The organism is Streptomyces sp. NPDC059875, from assembly GCF_042731085.1.
Classification (GTDB): domain Bacteria; phylum Actinomycetota; class Actinomycetes; order Streptomycetales; family Streptomycetaceae; genus Streptomyces.
Window position 1 is genome coordinate 48758 of sequence record NZ_JBHWJZ010000022.1, and the last position, 10234, is coordinate 58991.

The following is a 10234-nucleotide window of genomic DNA, read 5'->3' on the forward strand; positions in this document are numbered from 1 at the left end:
CTTCGCGGATCGCGCCGGTCTGGTCGCCGAATTCCGCACCAGCGTCGTCACCCCGGAGCGCCCCGTCCGGATGGCGGCCTTCAGCTCCGAAATCGGTGGGGACGAGTGCCTCCCTTCATCGACCAGTACGTCCTGAAGGTCCACGGCACCTGCGATCTCGCCTGCGACCACTGCTACGTGTACGAGCACGCGGACCAGAGCTGGCGGACGAAACCCCGGACCATGAGTCCGACCGTCGCGGAACAGGTCGCGAAGCGCATCGCGGAACACGTGGAAACGCATGCGATCCCCACGGTGCGCATCACCCTCCACGGTGGCGAACCGCTCCTTCTCGGCGTCGCGCGCCTGCGTGAGCTGATCCACGTGCTTCGCACCGTCCTGGACGACGTCGTCCAGCTCGGCCTGCACGTCCAGACCAACGGCGTGACGCTCGATACGGCGTTCCTCGACCTCTTCGCTGCATCGGGTGTGCGGGTGGGTGTCTCGCTCGACGGTGACCGGAGCGCGAACGACCGGCACCGTCGGTACGCGAACGGCCGTAGCAGCCATGCCGCGGTGCTGCGCGGTCTGGACCTGCTGCGCCGCCAGGAGTTCCGCGACCTCTACGGCGGGATCCTCTGCACCGTCGACGTCGCGAATGACCCGATCGCCGTGTACGAGGCTCTGCTGGAACAGGCGCCACCCCGGCTCGACTTCCTGCTGCCGCATGCCACCTGGGCGCATCCGCCGCCCCGGCCGAGCGGGGCGCCCGCGCCGTACGCCGACTGGCTGGGCCGTATCCACGCACGCTGGATCGCCGACGGCCGGCCCGTTCCGATTCGCCTGTTCGACGCCCTCGCGGCGGCGGCCTGGGGCGGTGCGAGTGGCAGCGAGGCCGTGGGACTCGGGCCCGTCGCCCTCGCCGTCGTCGACACCGACGGATCGTGGGAGCAGGCGGACTCCCTGAAGGCGGCCTACGACGGCGCCCCGGCGACCGGCATGTCCGTCTTCACGCACAGCGTGGACCACCTCGCCGGCCATCCCGGGGTCGCGGCCCGCAACCAGGGCTACGCGGACCTGTGCGTCACCTGCCTCGCCTGCCCGGTGGTCCGCGTCTGCGGGGGAGGTCTCTACGCCCACCGCTTCCGGCCCGGCAACGGGTTCGACAACCCCTCCGTGTACTGCGCCGATCTGAAGCGGCTGGCGTCGGAGATCCCGGCGGCGCGGATGCGGGGAATCGCGGTTCCGCGTGACGCCGATTCAGCCCCGCCCCACGTCCATCAGCTGCCGGACGGCGCCTTCGACCGGTTCGCCGCGGGTGCGGGAACCCTCCAGGGCACGGAGGCCCTCGCGGGCATGCAGGCTTCGCTGACCAGGGCCCTCGTCGCGGGCCTTGAGCCACCCGACGGCGACACCTCGGACCTGGCGGTGGCGGCGGCTCTCGGGCGACAACTCCTCATCGAGCTGGACAGCAGCCACCCGGCGGAGACCGCGGAGGTCCTCCGTCACCCGTTCGTCCAGACCTGGGCGAGGGGGTGCCTTCGCCGCGAGGCCGCTGCGGGGGCGGGGGACGGCCGGCGGGGCGACCGGGGGGACGGACCGCGCGACCGGGCGCACATCGCCGGGGTCGCGGCGGCCGTCGCCTGGCGCGCCGGCGTCACGACGCGGCTGCCCCTCCCCGTACGGGACGGACTCGCGCACCTGCCGGGCCTGGGCGCGGTACGGGTGGAACAGACAGGACCCACGGCGGAAGTGACTGTCGACGGGACAGGCCGGCCGCCGCACGGCTGGATCGGGGTCAGGCGGCTGACCGCGCCCTGGCTGCCCGTGGTCCTTGACGACCTCGACCCGTACCGTGCCGCTCCCGTCGAAGACGTCGCCCGGCACGATCCCGTCGCCCGCCACGGCCCCATGGCCCGGCACGATCCCGTCGCCCTCGGCCGTCTCACCCCGCGACAGTGGACAGCCTGGCAGGTCGCACTCAGCCGGGCGGGACGCGAGCTGACCCTGTTGGTTCCGGAGTACGCCACGCCTCTACGGGCGGCCTTCCGGGTCGTGGTCCCCCTGCGGCCGATGCCGGGGAACGGGAGCTCACCCGCCCCCCTCCGGCGGACACCGTTCGGCGCGCTGAGCCTGGCGACGGCCACCGGAACCACCGACGTGGCTGCCACACTGCTCCAGGAGTTCCAGCGCGCCAAACTCGACGCGCTGATGGACGTGTACGACTTCTTCGACACCGCCCGGCCCGCCTCCCTCCGCGTGCCCTGGTCGAACGTCCCCGTACCGGTGGAGGAAGCGCTCCACGACCTCTACGTCCAGGTCGCCCTGGCAGAACTCTGGTGTGCGCGTGCCCTCGGGCCGCCACGCCATGAGACGCGGGGCGGCCCGAAGCCGGGCGAGACGCTCCGCGGACGGGACCGACTTCGATCGGCACAGGCCGCCGCTGCCTTCCGCCGCCGCCTGACGTGGGCCGACGCCGCCGTCGACGCGCTCGCCGCCCAGGCCGGCCTGGCCCCGGCCGGGGCGCGGTTCGTGAGCGGCCTGCGTACCGCGACCGACCGCCTGTCGACAGCCCCGGTCCCGACGGCGGCTCTCCGCCGCGCGTCCACGGCACGAAGGGCGGGAGCGTCTCCGTGAACACGGACGACGGGAGCAACGCCTTCGCGGGCCGCGCCACCCATGTGGTGCAGGCCGGGATCATCTACGGCGGCGTGCACGGCCACGGGGGCGCCCTCCCCGCACCGACACTGCCGGTGCCGAGGCAACTTCCCCGAGCGGTGACCTGTTTCATCGACCGGTCGGACGGCCTGGCCGCGCTGAGCGCGGTCGCCATGACGACGAACGGGGTCGCCACGGTCTCGGGGCCGGCGGGGGTGGGCAAGAGCGCCCTCGCCGTTTGCTGGGGCCACCAGGAGCGGGACCGGTACCCGGACGGCCAGCTCTACGCGAATCTGAGGGGCTACGACCGGCTCACGCCCCTCGCGCCCGAGGAGGTCCTCCACGGGTTCCTCTCGGCGCTGGGCGCCCCGGCCGACCGGATGCCGGGCTCACTGGACGCCATGTCCGCGCTCTTCCGCTCCCTGCTCGACGGGAAGCGGGTGCTGCTGGTCGCGGACAACGCGGGCAGCGCCGACCAGATACGGCCGCTGCTCCCGTCCGCGCCCGGTTGCTTCACGATCGTCACGAGCAGGAACCGGCTCGGCGATCTGACCGCAGTGGACGGTGCCACGCCCGTACAGATCGGACCGCTGGACACGCCCCACGCGGTGGAGCTGTTCCGCAGGCTTTCGGGCGGCGACGACGGTGAGGGCACGGCCCGGCTGGTGCGGCGCTGCGGCCGCCTCCCGCTCACCGTCCGGATTGCCGCCCAGCAAGCGGGCTCCGGCACGAGTCTGGGCGAACTGATCGAGGAACTGGACCGTGACGGCGGCCGGCTGGAGTCGCTGTCCACGCCGGACGAGCGAAGTGGAGTGCGCACCGTGTTCTCGTGGTCCTATCAGCAGCTTCCCCCCGCCGGCGCCCGGGCTTTCCGGCTTCTCGCGCTGCACGCCGGGCCGGACTTCTCCGTATCGGCGGCCGCCGCGCTGCTCGACCTGCCCCAGCAGGAGACCCTGCGGGTCCTGCGCGGGCTCGTGGCGGTCAACATGCTGGAGGTGGCCGGACCGAGACGGTACGGCTACCACGATCTGCTGCGGGACTACGCCCGGGAGCGGGTCACGGCGGAGGAGACCCCGGAGGTACGGACACATGCGCTGGGCCGCGAACTGGCCCACTATCTACGGATGGCGGACGCCGCGGACCGGGTCCTGGTCCCCGAGCGTCAGCACGTACCTCTCGAACGCCACGCGCACGGCGAGGCCGCACCGTTCCCAGGGCCCGAGGCGGCCCTCGCGTGGTGCGACAACGAACTGCCCGGCCTGGTACCCGCCGTGGACCAGGCAGTGGAGCTCGGGCTGGACGACGTGGCCTGGAAGCTGCCGGTGGCGCTGGTGTACTACCTGCGACTGCGTCGGCATGACGTCCACCGAAGGGCACTTTCGGACACCGCCGTCCGGGCGGCCCGCCGCCTGCACGACCGGTGGGCCGAGACCTGGAGCCTCATCTGTTTGGCCGGGGCGGAGTCGGACATGGGTCTCCACGAAGACGCCATGCGCCACTTCACCGAGGCGCTGACGATCAGCCAGGCCATCGGCGACAGCCACTGGCAGGCGACCAGCATCTACAACATCGCCTGGACGCTCCGCCTCATGGGGCGCCACGAGGAGGCACTGGAACGCCAGCGGGAGGCACTGCCGATCCACCGGAGCAACGGCGACCGGCGGAACGAGGCGATCACACGGACCGAGATCGGCGCGCTGAGTCTCGCCCTCGGCCGGCCGACCGCGGCGTACGAGGAGTACGAGAGAGCCCTGGCCGGTGCTCGGGTGACGGCCGATCTGCCGACGGAGGCCAAGTCCCTGCACGGGCTTGCCGACGTCTGCCGGACGGTCGGCCGGACCGATGAGGCGACCGGCTGGTACGAGCAGGCTGTCGACGTACGACGACGCATCGGCGACCTGCTCGGGCTGGCCCGCTCGCTGGACGGGCTCGCCGGACAGCTCACCGCCGACGGCCGCGCGGCCGAGGCCCAGGAGGCCCTGGCAGAGGTGGTCGCGATCCTGGAGGCCCTCGGAGACCCGACGGCGGAGGAGGCACGCCGCCGCCTCGTGGCGAGCAACGGCGGTACGGAGCCCGGACACCCGCCGGCCGAGGGCACGTGAGAGCGTCGCCGGACACGGACCCACGCCGGTCGACACCGCATGACGCCGACGGGACGGAGTGGGATCCCGTCGGACATGCTGACGCGTGCGGGCAGGCCGATGGAGAGGCCGGGGAGGAGCAGGCCTTCCTCAGACTACGGAGAGCAGGTCCACCACGAAGACGAGCGTGGAACCCGCCGGGATCAACGGCGAGGGGGACTGGTTGCCGTAGCCGAGGCGCGGGGGGACGATGATCTCGCGCCGACCGCCGACCTTCATCCCTCTGACTCCCCGGTCCCAGCCCTTGATGACCCTGCCACCACCCACGGCGAACTTGAACGGCTGGCCCCGGTCCCAGGAGGCGTCGAACTCCATTCCGGACTCGAACGTGACCCCGACGTAGTGAACCCGGACAACCCTGCCCGGCTTCGCCTCAGGCCCGTCCCCGACGACGAGGTCCCGGATTGTCAGCTCCTGGGGAGCATCACCCCCCGGAACTTCGATCTCGGGTTTCGTCAGTTCACTCATCGCAGCCTCATTGCTCTCCGCCGGAATCCCTCGTACAGACCAGCCGGGCGCATGGTCACTCCATGCAGTAGATGATCAGGCTACCGAGAACGCTGATCGACTGAAGTACATCAAACCCCACGGAGCACGGCGTGTGCCGAGTTCTACCCAGCTCCGTGTACAGCACAGACAGGGGGCCAGCAGACATGACTGACGGTCCTGCCCGACGCCGGCCCCGCCCTGCGGGCGTATCTAGAAGAATCCGAGCTTCTTCGGGGAGTAGCTCACCAGCAGATTCTTCGTCTGCTGGTAGTGGTCCAGCATCATCTTGTGGGTCTCGCGGCCGATGCCCGACTGCTTGTAGCCGCCGAACGCCGCGTGCGCCGGGTACGCGTGGTAGCAGTTCGTCCAGACGCGGCCCGCCTGGATCGCGCGGCCAGCGCGGTAGGCCGTGTTGCCGTCGCGGGTCCAGACGCCCGCGCCGAGGCCGTAGAGGGTGTCGTTCGCCGTGCGGATCGCGTCGTCGAAGTCCGTGAAGGAGGTGACCGCGACGACCGGGCCGAAGATCTCCTCCTGGAAGATCCGCATGCGGTTGTCGCCCTCGAAGATGGTCGGCTGGACGTAGTAGCCGCCCGCCAACTCGCCGTCGTGCTCGATGCGCTGACCACCCGTCAGGATCTTGGCTCCCTCCTGCTGGCCGATGTCCAGGTAGGAAAGGATCTTCTGGAGCTGGTCGTTGGAGGCCTGGGCGCCGATCATGGTGGACGTGTCCAGCGGGTGGCCCGGGACGATCCGTTCCGTGCGGGCGATCGCCGCCTCCAGGAACTCGCTGTAGTGGCCGCGCTGGATCAGGGCCCTGGACGGGCACGTGCAGACCTCGCCCTGGTTGAGGGCGAACATCGTGAAGCCCTCGAGCGCCTTGTCGCGGAAGTCGTCGTCCGCCGCCCACACGTCGTCGAAGAAGATGTTCGGCGACTTGCCGCCCAGTTCCAGCGTGACCGGCTTGATGTTCTCCGAGGCGTACTGCATGATCAGCCGGCCCGTCGTCGTCTCGCCCGTGAAGGCGATTTTCGCGACGCGCGGGGAGGAGGCCAGGGGCTTGCCGGCCTCCGCACCGAAGCCGTTGACGATGTTCACCACACCCGGCGGCAGCAGGTCCGCGATCAGGCCCATCCAGAAGTGCACGGACGCCGGGGTCTGTTCGGCCGGCTTGAGGACCACCGCGTTGCCCGCGGCCAGCGCCGGGGCCAGCTTCCAGGCCGCCATCAGGATCGGGAAGTTCCACGGGATGATCTGCGCGACCACGCCCAGCGGCTCGTGGAAGTGGTACGCGACGGTGTCGTCGTCGATCTCGCTCAGCGCGCCCTCCTGCCCGCGCAGCGCCCCCGCGAAGTAGCGGAAGTGGTCGATCGCGAGCGGGATGTCGGCGGCCAGGGTCTCGCGGACCGGCTTGCCGTTCTCCCAGCTCTCCGCGACCGCCAGTTCCTCCAGGTGCTCCTCCATCCGGGCGGCGATCCGCAGCAGCACCCCGGCGCGTTCGGCGGGCGCCGTGCGGCCCCAGGCCGGTGCCGCCGCGTGCGCCGCGTCCAGGGCGCGCTCCACGTCCTCGGCCGTGCCGCGCGCGACCTCGGTGAAAGGACGGCCGTCGACCGGGCTCGGGTTCTCGAAGTACTGCCCCCGGGCCGGGGCGACGTACTCACCGCCGATCCAGTGGTCGTAGCGGGCCTGGTACGACATGATCGCGCCCTCGGTACCGGGTGCGGCGTAACGGGTCATGGACATGGCCTCCCTCGGACCGCGCCGGCCGTCCCTGGCCGGCGCTCACCGCCGAGTGTGCGGAGCCGGACGTTGCAACCCCGTTGCGCCCTCCGACAGTTCGGCGTCCAGGGCACGCAACCGGGCCAGCACAGGCGCCTGCCCCGCCGTCGGCACGACCTCCGAGAGCGCCCGCCACATCTCCACGTCGTCCTCGCCCCACGCGCTGTACGTCCAGTCCGCCAGCAGCCCCGGATCGCCCCGGTCCACCAGCGCCGCACGCAGCCGGTTCGCGAGCCGGTCGCGCAGGCGTACGACCCCCGGCGCACGGGAGCCGGGAAGCAGCGGACCCGCGTACGCGGACAGGGCCGACGACAACGCGCCCGAACCCAGGCGCCGGTCGACCGTGGCGAAGTCGGCGTCGACGGTCGCGGCCAGCCGGTACGGGCGGGAGCGCACCAGCTCCGCGCCGAGCAGCCCGCGCAGCCGGGACAGCTCGGCCCGCAGGGTGACGGGGGTGACCGACTCGTCCTCGTACAGGAGCGTCAGGAGTTCGTCGCCGCTCACCCCGTCCGGGCGCTGGGCGAGGACGACCAGGATCTCGCTGTGCCGCCGGCTCATCCGCAGTCGGCGGCCGGCCACGCTCAGCACCGCCTCGTCGCGGCCGAGCGCGGTCAGCCGGACCCGGTCCTCGGCCGGTGGGGGAGCGAGCAGCGCAAGCTGGGACTCGGCCGCCCGCGCCACCGCCTGTACGAACGCCAGGCTGTGCGGATGCGCGAGCCGGTCCCCGCCCGTGATGTCGACCGCGCCGAGCAGCCGTCCGGTGGACGGATCGTGTACGGGAGCGGCGGCGCAGGTCCACGCCTGCACCGGACGCCGGAAGTGCTCGGCGCTGAAGACCTGCACCGGCCGGTCCACGGCGATCGCGGTACCCGGCGCGTTCGTCCCGGCCACCGACTCCGACCAGCGCGCCCCGGCGACGAAGTTCATCGCGCCCGCCCGGCGCAGCGTCCCTGGGTGGCCCTCCACCCACAGCATCCGCCCTGCCGCGTCGCAGACCGCGAGCAGGTGCTCGCCATCCGTCGCGTACCCGCCCATCAGCTCCCGGATCACCGGCATGGCGGCCGACAGCGGATGCACTTCACGGTGCTCGGCGAGCTCCTCGTCGGCCAGCTCCACGCGGGCCGCGCCGTCCGGGCTCACGCGGGCCCGCGCCGAGCGTCGCCAGGAGTCGGCCACCAGCGGCCGTACCGGAGGGAGCTGCACCCGGCCCCCGCTGGTGAAGGCCTCGTGCGCCCGACGGAGCGCCCCGGCATCCGGCTCCGACGCCACCCACGCATCGCTCAACTCGGCCTCCACGTCGAGGTGTACCGTGCCGTCCGTCGTCATCGGGGTCATCGTCGTGCTCGCGCGGGCCGCTCACAAGCGTCCGGACGCCACGGCATATGCACCCTGACCGGACACCGCCCCCCGGCCCCACGGAGGCCTCACGTAGAGTGGGGCCCGGGCCGTGACTGGCGCTTGAGGTGGATCACCACCGGGGAGCGGCCCGGCGGACTCCACGCACCCGCGCGGACCCGTCGCTGCCGTGCGCCTGGGCGATCACCTGTCATCCACGACGCCCAGGAGTGGCCCATGTCCACCAGCACCGCTTCCCTCATGGACGGCACCGCGCTCGCCCGCCGCACGGTCGAGGAGACCGCCGCCCGCGCCGCCGAGATCACCCGCCGCACCGGCGTCACGCCCTGTCTCGCCACGGTGCTCGTCGGCGAGGACCCGGCCTCCGTCACGTACGTGAAGATGAAGCAGAACCGCTGCGCGAAGGCCGGAATCCGCTCCAAGCACGTCGAGCTGCCCGCCTCGACGACGACCGAGGAGCTCGTCGCCGCCATCACCGCGCTCTCCGAGGACCCCGAGGTCCACGGAATCCTGCTCCAGCACCCGGTCGGGCCGCACATCGACGAGCGCGCCGCGTTCGAGGCGATCGCCCCGGCCAAGGACGTCGACGGCGTCACCATGGCCTCCTTCGCCGCCATGGGCTTCGGCCTCCCCGGCTTCGTCTCCTGTACGCCCGGCGGCATCATGCGCCTGCTCGACGCGTACGACGTCGAGCCGAGCGGCAAGCGCGCGGTCGTCGTCGGCCGCTCCGCGATCCTCGGCAAGCCGGCCGGCCTGCTCCTGCTCGGCCGTGATGCGACCGTCACCTACTGCCACTCGCGCACCATCGAGCTCTCCTCGATCGTGCGCGAGGCCGACATCCTCGTGGCGGCCGTGGGCAAGCCGCGCTTCATCAAGGGCGAGGACATCAAGCCCGGCGCGGTCGTCATCGACGCCGGCTACAACCCGGGCAACATCGGTGACGTCGACTTCGAGACCGCCGCGGAGCGGGCCTCCCTCATCACCCCGGTGCCGGGTGGAGTCGGCCCGATGACGATCGCCGTGCTCCTCGCGCAGACCGTCGAAGCGGCGGAGCGCCAGCTCGGCCTCTAGCACGAGAACGGGTCACGTGCGGCCCGTGGGCGAACGAACTCTGTCACGGTTCTGTACGTGGTGTGCTTCAACTTGCCTTCAGGGAACGGAAGCTGACGGTACGTGAGTGACCCTGGTCACCATGTCCCCGCTCTCCGTCGACCTGTTGTCGCCGATCCGGCACGTCGTCGTCCCCGTCCTTCTCGCGGTGGCGGGTCTCGTGGCCGTGAGCTGCCACAGCGGCGGGGGCGGCGCGGCCCGGTACTCGGCGGACCCTGGGGACCCGCCGGACCTCGGGGCCGCGCGGACCGCCCAGGCCGCGAGCCGACAGCTCGCACCCCAGGGCGAGGCCGCCACGCACCGGCCCTCACCCGTCACCGCCACACCCGGCGACTCCCCCTCGCACGTCAACGCCACGGCCGTGCCGTATCAGCGGCTCGCGCAGGGGGAGTGCTTCGACATCGACCGGGAGGCACCGGGCACCGTCGTGCGGCGCGGTTGCGACCGGCCGCACGACGCCCAACTCGTCGCCGTGGTCCGGCTGACCGGCGACCACCGCACCGACCAGGACGTACGCGACGCGGCCGCGGGCCTCTGCCGCGAGCCGCTGCGCCGCAAGGCCGCGGAGCAACCGCACGGCACACGCTGGACCACCTTCGTCCAGTACCCGTACCGCAGCGGCTACCTGCTCGGCTCCGACTCCGTGGCCTGCAGCCTCGCCGCCCACACCCCGGACGCCGCCGGTGGCGCGGCCCGCAAACTCACCGCGCCGCTCCAGTGACGCT

At 72.2% G+C, this 10234-nt stretch carries 7 protein-coding genes and 1 riboswitch; of the genes, 4 read left to right on the forward strand and 3 right to left on the reverse strand.

Features of this window, described 5'->3' with window-relative positions:
• Positions 1 to 105: 105 nt before the first annotated feature.
• Together ACFV9D_RS25190 and ACFV9D_RS25195 are read left to right on the forward strand one after the other, a co-directional pair.
• Positions 106 to 2616: an FxsB family cyclophane-forming radical SAM/SPASM peptide maturase gene (locus ACFV9D_RS25190; RefSeq protein ID WP_385150396.1), complete on the forward strand. Its 2511-nt coding sequence runs from the start codon at positions 106 to 108 to the stop codon at positions 2614 to 2616.
• Positions 2613 to 4739 (forward strand): ATP-binding protein, encoded by a 2127-nt coding sequence (locus ACFV9D_RS25195; RefSeq protein WP_385150399.1) that lies wholly within the window; start codon positions 2613 to 2615, stop codon positions 4737 to 4739. The genes ACFV9D_RS25190 and ACFV9D_RS25195 overlap by 4 nt, the downstream gene beginning before the upstream one ends.
• A 129-nt stretch (positions 4740 to 4868) precedes the next feature.
• Here the strand turns inward: ACFV9D_RS25195 and ACFV9D_RS25200 are convergent, their stop codons facing one another.
• The 3 genes from ACFV9D_RS25200 to ACFV9D_RS25210 all read right to left on the reverse strand — a co-directional run bounded on the left by ACFV9D_RS25200 (position 4869) and on the right by ACFV9D_RS25210 (position 8327).
• A complete protein-coding gene (locus ACFV9D_RS25200) occupies positions 4869 to 5246 on the reverse strand; it encodes an FKBP-type peptidyl-prolyl cis-trans isomerase (protein WP_385150402.1) in 378 nt (125 codons plus the stop codon).
• Between the two features lie 231 nt (positions 5247 to 5477).
• Positions 5478 to 7001 (reverse strand): aldehyde dehydrogenase family protein, encoded by a 1524-nt coding sequence (locus ACFV9D_RS25205; protein WP_385150405.1) that lies wholly within the window; start codon positions 6999 to 7001, stop codon positions 5478 to 5480.
• Between the two features lie 45 nt (positions 7002 to 7046).
• Positions 7047 to 8327 carry a GAF domain-containing protein gene (locus tag ACFV9D_RS25210; RefSeq protein ID WP_385150675.1) on the reverse strand — a complete coding sequence of 427 codons (1281 nt, stop codon included), beginning with the start codon at positions 8325 to 8327 and terminating at the stop codon, positions 7047 to 7049.
• A gap of 153 nt (positions 8328 to 8480) precedes the next feature.
• Positions 8481 to 8587: riboswitch (ZMP/ZTP riboswitch) on the forward strand.
• A gap of 28 nt (positions 8588 to 8615) precedes the next feature.
• On the opposite strand from ACFV9D_RS25210, the gene ACFV9D_RS25215 reads away from it, so the two are divergent.
• Positions 8616 to 9470, forward strand: a complete 855-nt coding sequence (locus ACFV9D_RS25215) for a bifunctional 5,10-methylenetetrahydrofolate dehydrogenase/5,10-methenyltetrahydrofolate cyclohydrolase (RefSeq protein ID WP_385150408.1) — start codon at positions 8616 to 8618, stop codon at positions 9468 to 9470.
• A gap of 106 nt (positions 9471 to 9576) precedes the next feature.
• Positions 9577 to 10230 carry a hypothetical protein gene (locus ACFV9D_RS25220; protein WP_385150411.1) on the forward strand — a complete coding sequence of 218 codons (654 nt, stop codon included), beginning with the start codon at positions 9577 to 9579 and terminating at the stop codon, positions 10228 to 10230.
• Positions 10231 to 10234: the final 4 nt, after the last annotated feature.